General features: G+C 64.9%; 11 protein-coding genes. 1 reads left to right on the top strand and 10 read right to left on the bottom strand.

The window, feature by feature from the left end; translation table 11 throughout:
- Positions 1 to 87: 87 nt before the first annotated feature.
- The 8 genes from glcF to ABOA88_RS16890 all read right to left on the bottom strand — a co-directional run bounded on the left by glcF (position 88) and on the right by ABOA88_RS16890 (position 10,734).
- Positions 88 to 1,311: a glycolate oxidase subunit GlcF gene (gene glcF / locus ABOA88_RS16925; protein WP_367851829.1), complete on the bottom strand. Its 1,224-nt coding sequence runs from the start codon at positions 1,309 to 1,311 to the stop codon at positions 88 to 90.
- A 7-nt stretch (positions 1,312 to 1,318) separates the two neighbouring features.
- Positions 1,319 to 2,371 (bottom strand): glycolate oxidase subunit GlcE, encoded by a 1,053-nt coding sequence (glcE, locus tag ABOA88_RS16920; RefSeq protein WP_367851830.1) that lies wholly within the window; start codon positions 2,369 to 2,371, stop codon positions 1,319 to 1,321.
- Positions 2,371 to 3,870, bottom strand: coding sequence for a glycolate oxidase subunit GlcD (gene glcD, locus ABOA88_RS16915; protein ID WP_367851831.1), 1,500 nt, complete (start codon positions 3,868 to 3,870; stop codon positions 2,371 to 2,373). The genes glcE and glcD overlap by 1 nt, the downstream gene beginning before the upstream one ends.
- A 112-nt stretch (positions 3,871 to 3,982) precedes the next feature.
- Positions 3,983 to 4,957 (bottom strand): PDR/VanB family oxidoreductase, encoded by a 975-nt coding sequence (locus ABOA88_RS16910; RefSeq protein WP_367851832.1) that lies wholly within the window; start codon positions 4,955 to 4,957, stop codon positions 3,983 to 3,985.
- Positions 4,958 to 5,019: 62 nt separating this feature from the next.
- The gene (locus ABOA88_RS16905; protein WP_367851833.1) at positions 5,020 to 6,468 is read right to left on the bottom strand and encodes an NAD-dependent succinate-semialdehyde dehydrogenase; all 1,449 of its coding nucleotides are present in this window, start codon (positions 6,466 to 6,468) and stop codon (positions 5,020 to 5,022) included.
- Between the two features lie 48 nt (positions 6,469 to 6,516).
- Positions 6,517 to 7,635, bottom strand: a complete 1,119-nt coding sequence (locus ABOA88_RS16900; RefSeq protein ID WP_367851834.1) for an aromatic ring-hydroxylating oxygenase subunit alpha — start codon at positions 7,633 to 7,635, stop codon at positions 6,517 to 6,519.
- Positions 7,636 to 7,789: 154 nt separating this feature from the next.
- A complete protein-coding gene (locus ABOA88_RS16895) occupies positions 7,790 to 9,388 on the bottom strand; it encodes a BCCT family transporter (protein WP_367851835.1) in 1,599 nt (532 codons plus the stop codon).
- A 254-nt stretch (positions 9,389 to 9,642) separates the two neighbouring features.
- Positions 9,643 to 10,734, bottom strand: coding sequence for a tartrate dehydrogenase (locus ABOA88_RS16890; RefSeq protein WP_196171230.1), 1,092 nt, complete (start codon positions 10,732 to 10,734; stop codon positions 9,643 to 9,645).
- A gap of 99 nt (positions 10,735 to 10,833) precedes the next feature.
- Between ABOA88_RS16890 and ABOA88_RS16885 the strand changes: the two genes are divergently transcribed.
- On the top strand, positions 10,834 to 11,745 hold the full coding sequence (locus ABOA88_RS16885; protein ID WP_196171231.1) for a LysR family transcriptional regulator: 912 nt from the start codon (positions 10,834 to 10,836) through the stop codon (positions 11,743 to 11,745).
- Positions 11,746 to 11,881: 136 nt separating this feature from the next.
- On the opposite strand, the gene ABOA88_RS16880 is transcribed toward ABOA88_RS16885, so the two are convergent.
- Together ABOA88_RS16880 and ABOA88_RS16875 are read right to left on the bottom strand one after the other, a co-directional pair.
- Complete coding sequence (locus ABOA88_RS16880) at positions 11,882 to 13,030, bottom strand: ABC transporter ATP-binding protein (protein ID WP_196171232.1); 1,149 nt, start codon at positions 13,028 to 13,030, stop codon at positions 11,882 to 11,884.
- Positions 13,031 to 13,049: 19 nt separating this feature from the next.
- The gene (locus tag ABOA88_RS16875; protein WP_043212685.1) at positions 13,050 to 13,859 is read right to left on the bottom strand and encodes an ABC transporter permease; all 810 of its coding nucleotides are present in this window, start codon (positions 13,857 to 13,859) and stop codon (positions 13,050 to 13,052) included.
- Positions 13,860 to 13,864 lie beyond the last annotated feature (5 nt).

Below are 13,864 nucleotides of genomic sequence, written 5' to 3'. Positions count from 1 at the left end.
GGGCGCGCGGGCTGCAGGGCAGTCCTTCGCGGGTAAACCTGCTCCAGCAAAGGGCACCGCCAACCCTGTGGGAACATACCCGCGTGGCTAGGTGTCCGTCAGGGCCGCGTCGACGATCTCGATCCAGTGCCGCACCGGCGTGCGTCCGGCGCTGTCCAGGTGCGCCTGGCAACCGATGTTGGCGGTGGCGATGAGCTGAGGGTTACCGCTTTCCAGTGCCGTGAGGCGATCATCCCGCAAGCGGCGCGACAGCGCAGGTTGGGTCAGCGAGTAGGTTCCGGCCGAGCCGCAGCATAGGTGGCCGTCCGGCACGGGGGTGAGGGTAAAGCCCAGGCGAGTCAGCAGCCGTTCCACCGCGCCGCCGAGCTTGAGGGCGTGCTGCAGGGTGCAGGGGCAGTGGAAGGCCAGGCGCTGCTCGGCACACAGGCCCAGTTGCTCGACGGGCTCGGCCTGTAGCACCTCTACCAGGTCCCGGGCCAGGGCGCTGACCCGGGCGGCCTTGGCGGCGTAGTGCGGATCGTTTGCCAGCAAGTGGCCGTAGTCGCGCACGAAGGCACCGCAACCACTGGCGGTCTGCACGATGGCTTCGGCGCCGGCCTCGATGGCAGGCCACCAGGCATCGATGTTGCGTCGTGCCCTGGCCAGGCCGTGCTCTTGGGCGTTGAGGTGGTAGTCGACCGCGCCACAACAGCCGGCCGCAGCCACCGGTTCCACACTGATCCCCAGGCGGTCCAGCACGCGTGCGGCCGCGGCATTGGTGTTGGGCGAGAGGGCCGGCTGCACGCACCCTTCGAGCAGCAACACGCGACGGGCATGGCGGGGTGCCGGGCGTTGGCCGGGGGCAGCGATTCGTGCGGGCAGCTTGGCTTTGAGCACACCGGGCAAAAGCGGGCGCAGGGCCTGGCCTGTACGGGTCAGGGCCTTGAACAGCACAGGATGGGGCACCACGGCGCGCAAGCCCTGGCGCAACAGGCGCTCACCCAGCGGGCGCGGGACCTGTTGTTCGACCACGGGGCGACCGATGTCCAGCAGGTCGTGGTATTTGACACCCGATGGGCAGGTGGTCTCGCAATTGCGACAGCTCAGGCAGCGGTCCAGGTGCAACTGGGTGCTGGCGCTGGCCGGCGCGCCTTCGAGCACCTGCTTGATCAGGTAGATGCGTCCGCGCGGGCCATCGAGTTCATCACCGAGCAGTTGATAGGTGGGGCAGGTGGCGGTGCAAAAGCCGCAATGTACGCAACTGCGCAGAATGCGTTCGGCCTCTTCGCCGCGTGGCAGGGCCTTGGCGGCCTCGCTCAGGTTGGTTTGCATGGCGGCCTCACAGGTGCGGGTACAGGCGACCAGGGTTGAAGATGCCCTGGGGATCGAGTTGCTGCTTGAGGGCGCGGTGATAGCGCATCAGTGCGGCAGGCAGCGGCGGCATGCTGTCATCGCCCGGCGTGTACGCCGTGGCATGGCCGCCGACCTGGGCCAGTTGCGCACGTAGCTGCGCCGGCGCGGCCGAAGACTTCAACCAGCGCTGGGCGCCGCCCCAGTCGATCAATTGCCTGCCGGGCAACGCGAGTGGGCCCGTGGCGGTCGGTACCGAGAGTCGCCACAGCGGCGCCGGGTCGTCGAAAAAGGCCAGGCGCTGTTCGCGCAAGTCCTCCCAGAAGCGGCTTTCGAGCGCCTCACCCCCCAGCCGCTGGCGGGCCGACAACACCGAACCTTCTCCGCCTTCCAGGCGCAGGTAGAGCGCTTCGCCGTCGTGGCAGGCGGCGCTGATCGGCAGCGGTTGCTGACCCCATTCGGCCAGTGCCTCCAATGCTTGGTGAGTGTTCATGTCCAGGCGAAGGCCCATGCATTGACGTGGTCGCGCCAGCACCTTCAACGACACCTCGGTGAGCAGGCCCAGGCAGCCAAAACTGGCGGCCATCAGCCGTGAGACATCGTAGCCGGCAACGTTCTTCATCACCTCGCCGCCAAAGCGCAGCAGTTTGCCGTGGCCGGTGATGACACGCGTGCCGAGCACGTAGTCGCGCACCGCCCCGGCCCAGGGCCGGCGTGGCCCGGACAACCCCGCGGCGACCATGCCGCCGAGGGTGGCATCCGGGCCCAAGTGGGGCGGCTCGCAGGGCAGCATCTGGCCGGCTTCGTGCAGCACCGCTTCGATCTCGCGCAGGGGCGTGCCGGCGCGGGCGGTGAGCACCAGTTCGGTGGGGTCGTAGCGCACGATGCCTCGGTGGCTTCGGGTATCGAGGATTTCGCCGGTCACGGGGCAGCCCAGCATGGCCTTGCTGTTGCTGCCCTGGATGCGCAGGGGGGTGTCCATCGTCAGGGCTTGGTTGACCTGGTCGAGCAGGTCCTGGCTCATGTCGCGGTCCGCATCCATCAGAAACGCTCCAGGTCAGGGAAGGGCAGTTGGCCCTGGTGTACGTGCAGGGCACCGAACTCGGCGCAGCGGTGCAGGGTGGGGATGTTCTTGCCGGGGTTGAGCAGGCCTTTGGGATCGAACGCAGCCTTGACCGCGTGGAACAGGGTGATTTCGTCGGCGTTGAACTGGGCGCACATCTGGTTGATCTTTTCGCGCCCGACGCCATGCTCGCCGGTGATGCTGCCGCCGACCGCCACGCACAGCTCCAGGATCTTGCCGCCGATGGCCTCGGCGCGCTCCAGTTCGCCGGGCAGGTTGGCGTCGAACAGGATCAGCGGGTGCATGTTGCCATCGCCGGCGTGGAACACGTTGGCCACCCGCAGCCCGTATTCCCGGGACAGCTCGGCGATGCCCCTGAGCACCCGAGGCAGTTCGCGGCGGGGGATGGTGCCGTCCATGCAGTAGTAGTCCGGCGAAATGCGCCCCACCGCGGGAAAGGCGTTCTTGCGCCCAGCCCAGAAACGCACGCGTTCGGCCTCGTCGCAGGCCAGGCGTACCTCGCTGGCACCGGCCTGGCGCAGCACGGCGGCGACGCGCTCGCAGTCGTCCTGCACGTCCGACTCCACACCGTCCAGCTCGCACAGCAGGATCGCCGCCGCCTCCACCGGGTAACCGGCGTGGATGAAGTCTTCGGCGGCGCGGATGGCCAGGTTGTCCATCATCTCCAGGCCGCCCGGGATGATGCCGGCGGCGATGATGTCGGCGACCGCTGCGCCGGCCTTTTCGACGCTGTCGAAGCTGGCCAGCAGCACCCGCGCGACCTGGGGCTTGGCCAAGAGCTTGACGGTGACTTCGGTGACGATGCCAAGCATGCCTTCGGAGCCGGTGAACAGCGCCAGCAGGTCGAAGCCGGGGCTGTCGAGGGCATCGCTGCCCAGGGTCAGGTGTTCGCCTTCGACAGTGAGGATGTCCACCTTGAGCAGGTTGTGCACAGTCAGGCCGTATTTGAGGCAATGCACGCCGCCGGCGTTTTCGGCGACGTTGCCGCCGATCGAGCAGGCGATCTGCGAGGAAGGGTCCGGCGCGTAATACAGGCCGTGAGGCGCTGCTGCCTGGGAGATCGCCAGGTTGCGCACGCCGGGCTGGACCCTGGCATAGCGCCCTTGTGGGTTGACCTCCAGGATGCGGTTGAAGCGCGCCATCACCAGCAGGATGCCCTGGGCCAGGGGCAGGGCGCCGCCGGAAAGGCCTGTGCCCGCGCCGCGCGCCACCACTGGCACGCCGCGTTGATGGCACAGGCGCAGCAAGGCCTGGACCTGGTCGAGGCGCTCGGGCAATGCCACCAGCAACGGCATGCTGCGGTAGACCGAGAGGCCATCGCATTCGTAGGGTTTGAGGTCTTCGGCGTGGTGGAGGATCTGAAGATCCGGCAGGGCGTCGTGCAGGGCTGCCAACAAGGCAGCCTTGTCCACGGTGGGCTGGGGGCCGTCCAGGTGTTCGTCGTAGAGAATACTCATGGCTCGGCTTCACGCCCCCCGTGGGAGGGCGGTCGAGCCTTGGGATGACAGCAGCATGGGCTTAGGTCTCTTGTTCTTGTCGTCAAGAGACCAGCCTAGACCACTGTGACTGTTACAGGTCGAGCACCAGGCGCGCGCTGCGGGCGCGCGAGACACAGAGCATCATGGTTTGCTGCGAGGCTTTTTCCTCGTCGCTCAGGTACTGGTCGAAATGCTCGGCTTCGCCCTCGAGAATCGCAGTTTCGCAGGTGCCGCACACGCCTTCGCGGCACAGGCACTCGACCTTGGCAGCCTTGGACTTCTCGATGGCCTGGAGGATGGTCATGCCTTCCTCGACTTGCAGCTCGGTCCCGGACTTGGCCAGCACCACGGTGAATGCAGCGCCGGCGGCGGGCGCTGCAGCGGCGAACTGCTCCCAGTGCACGCGCGAGGCATCGATGCCCGCAGCGGCGGCAGTGGCGATGACGGCGTCGATCAGCGGCTTGGGACCACAGACATAGAGGTGCGCGTCGTCGGCCAGGCCCGCGCACAAGTCGGCCAGGTCCAGCTTGCGGTCCAGGCTGTCGATGTAGAAGCGGGTGCTTTGGGCGTGCGGGCTGTTTTCCAGGTCATTCTGGAAGGCACCGTGCTCCGGGGCGCGGAAGGCGTAGTGCAGCTCGTAGGGGGTATCGCCGCCTTCGAGCTCATGCAGTTGCGCCAGGAACGGGGTAATGCCGATGCCCCCTGCGATCAGCACGTGGCGGCCGGCCGTGGGGTCCAGGGCGAACAGGTTGTTGGGGGTGGAGATGGTCAGCTCGGTGCCCACCTGGACGTGGTTGTGCATGAACGCCGAGCCGCCCTTGGACTGCTCTTCCAGGCGCACACCAATCTGGTAGCTGGACAGGTCACGCGGGTCGCTCATCAGCGAGTAGGCATTGCTGAACTGGCTGCCACAGGCCGACTGCATCTGCACGATGACGTGACTGCCGCCGCTGAAGGCGGGCAGGGTGGCGCCGTCTTCGCGGGCCAGGGTGAAGCGCTTGATCAGCGGCGTGGCCTGTTCCACGTCGGTGACACGCACCTTGAACATTTCGTATTGCTTGGCCATGGGTCACCTCGACTTGCACATCACGCGGCAGGCCCTGCCGCGTGACACAGATACTGGCTCGCTCAAACGGCGAGGCACAGGTACTTGATTTCCAGATAATCCTCGATGCCGTACTTGGAGCCTTCGCGGCCCAGGCCCGATTGCTTGACGCCCCCGAACGGCGCGACCTCGTTGGAGATCAGCCCGGTATTGATGCCGACCATGCCGTACTCCAGGCGCTCGGCCACGCGGAACACGCGGGGCAGGTCACGGCTGTAGAAGTACGCCGCCAGGCCGTACTGGGTGGCGTTGGCCAGCTCGATCACTTCCTCGTCGGTGGTGAAGCGCACCAGCGCGGCCACCGGCCCGAAGATTTCTTCCTGCAGCAGCTCCATGCCCGGGGCGATGTCGGCGAGCACGGTAGGCTCGAAGAACTGCCCGCCCAGTGCGTGGGCCTTGCCGCCCAGCAGCACGCTGGCGCCTTTGCTGGTGGCGTCGTCGATCAGGCTGCGCACCTTGGTCACGGCCTTGTCGCTGATCAGCGGGCCGACCTGTGTGCCTTCGGTGTTGCCAGGTCCGACTGCCAGGGCGCGCACACGCTCGACGAAACGTTGGGCGAAGCGCTCATAGACGCTGTCGTGCACATAGAAGCGGTTGACGCACACGCAGGTTTGCCCGGCGTTGCGGTACTTGGCGATCAGCGCGCCCTCGACAGCCGCGTCGATGTCGGCGTCATCGAAGACGATGAACGGGGCATTGCCACCGAGTTCCAGGCTGACCTTCTTGATGGTTTCGGCGCACTGGCCCATGAGCAGGCGACCCACTGGTGTGGAGCCGGTGAAGCTCAGCTTGCGCACGCTCGGGTGGCCGGTGAACTGAGCGCCGATGGCCGGGGCATCACCGGTGACCACGCTGAACACCCCAGCAGGGATGCCGGCGCGTTCGGCCAGCTCGACCAGGGCCAAGGCGCTGAAGGGGGTCTCGTTGGCGGGCTTGACCACGATGGTGCAGCCGGCGGCCAGGGCTGGGGCGACCTTGCGGGTGATCATCGCAGCCGGGAAGTTCCACGGGGTGATCGCGGTGCACACGCCGATGCCCTGCTTGATCACCAGCAGGCGCTTGTCGTTGGCCGGGCTCGGGATCACGTCGCCATAGACGCGTTTGCCTTCTTCGGCGAACCACTCGACGAAGGAGGCGGCGTAGCGGATCTCGCCCAGGGCTTCGTGCAGGGGTTTGCCCTGTTCGCGGGTCATCAGTTGGGCCAGGTCCTGCTCGTGTTCGAGCAGCAGTTCGAACCAACGGCGCAAAATGCTCGCCCGCTCTTTGGCGGTACGGCCGCGCCAGTCGGCCAGGGCCGCTTCGGCGGCTTCGATGGCGCGCACGGCTTCGGCGCCGCCCATCAGCGGCACATGGCCGAGCAGCTCGCCGCTGGCCGGGTCGTTGACCGCCAGGGTCTGCCGAGTCTCGGCATCGCACCAACGGCCGTCGATGTAGGCCTGCTGGCGGAACAGCTTGTTGTCTTGAAGTTTCACGCAAGGCTCTCCGAAGGCCGCCGACCCAGAAGCCGGCGGCCGGGTGCATCAGTCCAGATGGGCGACGGCAATCAGGTTGTGGAAGTGGGCGATGCCATGCTCGCTCACGCCGCTGCGCTGCTGGTCGACCATGATCCGGCCTTGGCCGCGATAACCACGGGATTTGAGGCCTTTCTGCACGCTTTCGACCAGGCGCAGGTCTTCTGGACGGAACACTTCGCGGTACCAGTCGATCAGCTTGAGCTGCTCTTCGGTCAAGTCCTTGTTCAGGAAGTAGATGTCGTAGTGCTGCAGGGTGGTCTCGGCATCGACCGGGAACTCATAGATCACGGTCATGAAGTTGGCTCCTGGCGGCACGTTGAACATGGTGCACGGCCACGCCCAGAAGCCGGCGAAGGAGGGGTCCTTGACGGTTTCGTCGAACTTGAACGACTGCTCCGAGGGCTTGGCCAGGCCGTACTGCAGGGTCCAGTTGCCGTGCAGGCTGTGGTTGTACTGGCCGACGTCCACGGAGTCGGAGAAACCTGGGTGGGCCGGGGCGCAGTGGTAGCACTCCAGGTAGTTGTCGACGATCGACTTCCAGTTGGCCGGGGTGTCGCTGACAAAACGCGCGGCCAGGTGCAGGTCGTCGATCACGGCGCAGGCTTCGCGCATGCGCTTTTGCAGGCCAGGCAGTTGGTCTTCGACGCTGCCGGCCTCCATGTCCATGTTGATGAAGATGAAGCCTGCGTACTCTTCGACGCGCAGCTGCACCAGGGTGGAATTTTCCTTGTCGAAGTTGACCACGTTCTCGCAGTTGCGGGCGTGGGCCAGCTCGCCGTCGAGCTTGAAGGTCCAGGCGTGATACGGGCAGGTGATGACGTTCTTGGCCTTGCCGCTGCCTTCGAGCAGTTGGTGGCCACGGTGCGGGCAGACGTTGTAGAAGGCACGCAGCACGTCGTCGCGGCCACGCACGACGATGATGCTCTCGCCGATCACCTGGCGGGTAATGTAGGCATTCTTTTCAGCGACTTCGCTGCGGTGACCGACACAGATCCAGCTTTTGGCGAAGATCGCTTCTTTCTCATGCTCGAACACGGCGGCCTGGGTGTAGAAGTTGGCCGGAAGGGTGAAGGCCTCTTCAGGGTTGGCGCAGAAATTGGCGGGCAGGCGTTTGAAATCGTTCATGGCTCTTTCTCGGTTTTTACTTGTTGGTTAACGCGTATCTAATGGTTAACAAGTCGGGCAAAAAAATTTGGCCGGACGCTTTAGGGCTGCTGTGCAGCCCATCGCAGGCTTCGCCAGCGCCTACAGGAGACTGGCGATGCCCTGGGTCATACGATCAATGCAGGGCAGCGGCGCTGCGCGGTACTTGGTGCTCCGGCTCTTCGCCGGCAAGGCGTGCGGCTTCTTCCTCGATACGGTAGGCCGGAACCTGGCCGTAGTCGGCGGCGAGCCATTTGAAGAAGCCGTAGATCTTCACCAGCAGGATCACCATGAAGGGGATCGCGGTGAGGACCACAGCGGTCTTCATGGTCGACAGCGAGGCCTTGGCGAACAGCATGGCCAGCGGCACCAGGGTCAACACGATGCACCAGAACAGACGCAGGGTCGGGGTCGGGTCCTCGCCTTCGCGCAGGTTGCGGGTGCTGGTGGCGGCCACGGCGTAGGCCGCTGCATCCATGTGCGAGGCGCAGAACACCGCCATGATGAACAGGTACACCGCCAGGAACAGGGTGCCCCATGGCAGGGCCAGCAACAGGTCGGTCACCGCGGCTTCGCCACCGACGCTGCTCAGCAGCTTAGGCACGTCGATCTGGCCGTTGATGAACTGGTGCATGCTGTAGCTTTCCAGGGCGCCGAAGAAGAACCAGCAACCGAAGCTGCCGCCCAGCAGCAGGGCGAACACCACTTCCTTGATCTGACGGCCGCGCGAGACACGGGCGACGAACATGGCAACGCCTGGGGCGTAGGACACCCACCACAACCAATAGAACACGGTCCAGTTGCGGGTGAATGCGCCATCACCGGCAGGGTCGGTGAACAGGCTCATGTGCACGTAGTGCTGGATCATCAGGCCGATGGCGTTGGCAGTGTTGTTGACGGTGAACTGGGTCGGACCGACCAGCAGCACGACCACGGCGAACAACAAGGCGCCGATGCAGACCATCTTCGACAGGCGCTGCAGGCCACCGTCGATGCCGATGTAGGAGCTGAGCGAGAACAACAACGCTACCGCACCGATCACCATCAGTTGCACGGTGAAGGTGTTGGGAGTGCCGGCCAGGTCCGACAGGCCGCGGGTCAGGGTCGAGGCGGTCAAGGCCAGGGAAACGGTCAGTGCGCCCATCATGGTCAGCAGGAAGATCAGGTCGACGGTGCGTCCCACAGGGCCGGTGGCCTTGAAGCCGGTCACCGCTTCGATGATCGAGGCCAGGTTCAAGCCGCTCTTCTTGCGCACGTGGAAGTGGTAGGCCATGGCCAGCGAGGCCAGGGCGTAGATCGACCAGGCGCTGATACCCCAGTGGAAGAACGAGTAGCTGACGCTGTACTCCAAGGCCTGGGCCGACATCGGGGCGATGTTAAGACCGGGGGTCTGGTAGTAGTAGGCCCATTCCATCACGCCCCAGTACAGGGTCGAGGAACCCATGCCGGCGCAGATGAACATGAAGACCCATGTCGCAGTGGAGTATTCCGGTTTGCCAGCGCCCAGGCGGATGTTGCCGTACTTGCTGAAGGCAAGGTACAGCACGGCCAGGGAGCTGCCGAACACCAGCACCTGGACGCTGGTGCCGAAGGTACGGGTGGACAGTTCGAACAGGTGGTTGGCCATGCTTTCCGCTTGCGCGGGGTAGACAGCAAGGCCGATGACAGTGAGCAGTACGGCGATCAGGCTCACGGTAATCAGGAACACATCAATCTTTTTATTGTTGTGGGACATCAATTGTCTCCTGGAGCGTTTGGAATGCTAAGCGCTTGGGAAGTCCATGTCAGATAGAGCTTTTTTCCTCGACTGTTAACCTAAAGTTTACGCATATCTTTTGGTTAACGAAGTGTGCATTGAAATGGGGCAGAACTGCAATAGGATCGTCAGACAATCTGATGGTTGGTGGCGCCTATTTCGCGGGTAAACCCGCTCCTCCAGAGTGACGTGGCCTGGGGGAACGGGGTTATCCGCAAATAGACGCCGCCGAATCAGGCGCCCAGCAGCTCGGCGATGGCCTTGCCGACTTCCTGGGTCGAGCGGTTGCCGCCCATGTCGCGGGTGGTGTCACCGTTGGCGATGACCGTCTCGATGGCCTTGAGGATGTCGTCGTGGGCGGCCTGGTAGCGGGCGTCGTCATTGTCCTTGCCGAGGAACTCGAGCATCAGCGCGCCGGACCAGATCATGGCGATCGGGTTGGCGATGTTCTTGCCGTAGATGTCCGGCGCCGAGCCGTGGACCGGTTCGAACAGCGACGGGAACTTGCGTTCCGGGTTGAGGTTGGCCGACGGTGCGATGCCGATGGTGCCCGCGCAGGCCGGGCCCAGATCCGAGAGGATGTCGCCGAACAGGTTGGACGCCACCACCACGTCGAAGCGCTCCGGCTGCAGCACGAAGCGGGCGCAGAGGATGTCGATGTGCTGCTTGTCCCAGCTGATCTCTGGGTAGTTGGATGCCATGGCGGCAGTGCGCTCGTCCCAGTAAGGCATGCTCACGGCCATGCCGTTGGACTTGGTCGCGGAGGTGACGTGCTTGCGCTCGCGGGTCTGGGCCACGTCGAACGCGTACTTGAGGATGCGGTCCACACCACGGCGGGTGAACACCGACTCCTGCAGCACGAACTCGTTCTCGGTGTTCTCGAACATGCGCCCGCCCAGGGAGGAGTACTCGCCTTCGGTGTTTTCGCGGATCACCACGAAGTCGATGTCACCAGGTTGCTTGTTGGCCAGCGGGCAGGGCACGCCAGGGAACAGGCGAACCGGGCGGATGTTCACGTATTGGTCGAAGTCGCGGCGGAACTTGAGCAGCGAGCCCCACAGGGAAATGTGATCCGGGACTTTGTCGGGCCAGCCGACAGCACCGAAGTACAGGGCGTCGAAGCCCTTGAGCTGTTCGAACCAGTCGTCGGGCATCATCTTGCCGTGAGCCAGGTAGTAGTCGCAGCTGGCCCACTCGAAGAATTCGATCTCAAGGTTCAGGCCGTGCTTGCGCGCGGCGGCTTCGACCACGCGGATGCCTTCGGGGAGGACTTCGTTGCCGATGCCGTCACCGGGGATGGCGGCGATTTTGAAGGTCTTGCTCATGGGGGCGCACTCGCTGTTCTGGGTAACGGATGCTGGTCATGCTATAAGGACGCGAACCGGAGATAATCCGGTGAATCATCAATTCTTGGTGCACGAATCGTGAATAATCTGCCTAACCTCGACGACCTCGATATCTTCCTGCAGGTGGCGCGTCGTGCCAGCTTCGCCGCCGTGGCCGACGAGCGCGGCATGTCGGCTGCCTTCATCAGCAAGCGCATCCGCCTGCTCGAGGAGAATCTCGGTGTGCGCCTGCTGCACCGCACCACTCGGCGGGTGACGGTGAGCGAGGAGGGCGAGCGGGTGTACCAGTGGGCGCAGCAGATCTTCGAGGCGCTTCAGCGCATGGATGATGACCTCAATGCCGGCCAGCGCGAGCCGGCCGGGCAGTTGCGCATCGCCAGCAGCCTGGGGCTGGGCCGACGTTTCGTGGCGCCTGCGCTGTCGGAGTTGGCGGCGCGCTACCCGAAGCTGGACATCCGCCTGGACGTACACGACCGGCTGGTCGACCTGATTGCCGAGGGGGTGGACCTGGACATTCGCGTGGGCAACGTCATCGCGCCGAACCTGATCGCCAAGCTCCTGGCGCGTAACCGTCGGGTGCTGTGCGCGGCACCTGAATACCTGGCGCGCAGGGGCACGCCCAAGAGCCTGGCGGATCTGGCCAGCCATGACTGCCTGGTGATCAAGGAGCGTGACCATCCCTTTGGTGTGTGGCACCTGGAGGGGCCAGGCGGCGAGGAAAACGTGCGGGTGACCGGCCCGTTGTCCAGCAACCATGGCGAGGTGGCGCACCAATGGTGCCTGGATGGGCGAGGCATCCTGTTGCGCTCGTGGTGGGATGTGCACGACAACCTCGCCGACGGGCGACTGGTGCAGGTGCTGGAGGACTATCAGCAGGCGGCGGACATCTGGGCGGTGTACACCACGCCCCTGGCCGGGTCGGCCAAGGTGCGGGTGGCGGTGGAGTTCTTTCGGCAGTACTTCGCAGAGCGGTATCAGCTGCCTGTGTGAACCTTGATGTTCCGCGTTGTTCCGTTCGCGGGTAAACCCGCTCCCACAGGGACAGCGGTGTCATTGAGAGCACCGCAGAGCCTGTGGGAGCGGGTTTAGCCATGAAAGGGCCAGTACGCTCTGCGCCTGACCCTGCTCAATGCGCTCCGGCGGCTTTGCTCAGGTCACTCTCGGCCCATTCGGTGTAGATGCAGGCATCGGCCACTGCCCAGCGGACCTTCACGGTGTCTGCGGGCTGCATCGGCATGCCGGCTGCCGAGAGTGCCTTGACGGTCATTTCGGTGCCGCCGGCAGTCACCACGTGGCAGGTCTGGCTCTCGCCGAGGAACAACACCTCGCCCACCTTGGCGGTCACTTCGTTCCAGCCGGCGGGCAATGGCTCGCGGGCCGCCTGCTCGGCGCTCAAGGCCAAGGCTTTTTCCGGGCGCACCATGATCAGCGCATCCTGCCCGGCATTCAGGCCCGTGGTCAGGCGGATCGCCAAGGACTGCCCTTCGAATGCGGCCGCGCCATGGCTGCTGGCCTTGACCCGCAGGAAGTTGGAGTTGCCCAAAAACGATGCCACGAAGGCATTCGGCGGGTTCTGGTACAGGTCATAACCCGTGCCCAGGCCGACGATCTTGCCGTGGCTGAAGATCGCGATGCGCTGGGACAGGCGCATGGCTTCTTCCTGGTCGTGGGTGACGTAGACGATGGTGATCCCCAGGCGGCGGTGCAACTGGCGCAATTCGTCCTGCAGGTCTTCGCGCAGCTTCTTGTCCAGCGCGCCGAGGGGTTCGTCCATCAGCAGGATACGCGGTTCGTACACCAGCGCTCGGGCAATGGCCACGCGTTGCTGCTGACCACCGGAGAGCTGGGCGGGGCGGCGGTGGGCGAACTTTTCCAGCTGCACCAGCTTGAGCATGGCGTCGACCCGCTTGGCGGTCTCGGCCGCGCTCTGCTTGCGGATCGCCAGGGGGAAGGCGATGTTGTCGCGCACCGACAGGTGCGGGAACAGCGAGTAGCGCTGGAACACCATGCCGATGTCACGCTTGTGCGGCGGCACCTTCACCAGCGATTGGCCGTCCACCAGGATCTCGCCGCTGCTGGGGGTCTCGAAGCCCGCCAGCATGGACAGGGTGGTGGACTTGCCCGAGCCGCTGGAGCCGAGGAAGGTCAGGAACTCGCCGTCCTGGATTTCCAGGTTGATGTTGTCCACCGCGGCGAAGTCGCCGTAGTGCTTGTTCAGGTTGCGCAGGCTGACCAGGGTCTTGGCGGGCGCGGCATCTTTCATCACTGCACTCATTGTTGTTGTCTCCGGGCGCTCAGGCGCTGACTTCGTTGCGCCGGCGCAGGGCGGCGGCGATGACCATGACCAGGACCGACAGGCCGATCAGCAGCGTCGAGGCGACGGCGATCACCGGGGTCAGGTCCTGGCGCAGGGTGGTCCACATCTTCACAGGCAGGGTCTGCAGGGTTGGGCTGGCCATCATCACGCTGAGCACCACCTCGTCCCACGAGACCAAAAAGGCGAACAGGCCACCGGCGATCATCCCCGGGCGGATCGCTGGGAAGGTCACCTTGAAGATTGCCTGCAAGCGCGAGGCGCCGCAGATCACCGCGGCGTCCTCGATCGACTGGTCGAACAGCTTGAGCGAGTTGATGATCGAGATGATGGTGAAGGGCAGCGCGACGATGACGTGGCTGACCACGAAGGAGAACAGCGTGCCGGTGTAGCCGAGCTTGAGAAACAGCGCGTACACCGCCACGGCGATGATCACCAGCGGTACGATCATCGGCAGGGTGAACAGGCCATACAGCAGTTCGCGGCCTGGGAAGCGTCCGCGCACCAAGGCAAAGGCCGTGGGCAGGCCCAGCAGTACGGCGCAGATCGTGGTGAGCACGGCCACCTTGAGGCTGGCCAGGGCCGCGTCCATCCACTCGGGGTTGGAGAAGAACTGGCCGTACCACTTCAAGGTCCAGCCGGGTGGGGGGAACACCAGCCACTGGGACGAGCCGAACGACAGCAGCACGATGAACAGGATCGGCAGCAGCAGGAAGGCCGCGATCACCCCGGTGGTCAGGTACAGGCCCGTGCGCAGCGGCCGGCCCATGGCGTTGGGAGTCAGGAGCATGGCGG

This window comes from Pseudomonas sp. PKS (assembly GCF_051913525.1).
Lineage (GTDB): Bacteria > Pseudomonadota > Gammaproteobacteria > Pseudomonadales > Pseudomonadaceae > Aquipseudomonas > Aquipseudomonas guariconensis_D.
Note: the sequence above shows the minus strand (reverse complement) of the source record. Positions and strands in the feature narration are given on the sequence as shown.